This is a genomic window from Pseudomonas sp. SID14000, from assembly GCF_002165135.1.
Lineage (GTDB): Bacteria > Pseudomonadota > Gammaproteobacteria > Pseudomonadales > Pseudomonadaceae > Aquipseudomonas.
Window position 1 is genome coordinate 1 of sequence record NZ_NFZQ01000165.1, and the last position, 392, is coordinate 392.

1 protein-coding gene is annotated in these 392 nt (G+C 74.7%); it reads left to right on the forward strand.

Going from position 1 to position 392, the window contains the following annotated elements:
- Window positions 1-392: aldo/keto reductase (locus CAY82_RS27790; protein ID WP_140399192.1), on the forward strand; the 392-nt coding region annotated here is incomplete at both ends.

Consider the following 392-nt stretch of genomic DNA (forward strand, 5'->3'; position numbering starts at 1 on the left):
GGCCGACGTGTACGGCGACGGGCGGTCCGAGCGCGCGATCGGCGCGTTCCTCGCGTCGCGCCCCGACCTCGCCGGGTGGGGCACGGTCGCCACCAAGATGGGCCGCCGCGCCGACCCGCACGTCGCCGAGGCGTACACGTACGACGCGTTCTGCCGGTGGACCGACCGCAGCCGCGTCAACCTGCGCACCGACACGCTCGACCTCGTGCAGCTGCACTGCCCGCCCAGCGCGGTGCTGCGCAGCGACGACGTGTACGACGCGCTCGACCGGGTCGTCGAGGACGGCCGCGCGGCCGCCTACGGCGTGTCCGTCGAGACCGTCGACGAGGCGCTCGCGGCGATCGCGCGCCCGCACGTCGCGTCGGTGCAGATCATCCTCAACGTCTTCCGCC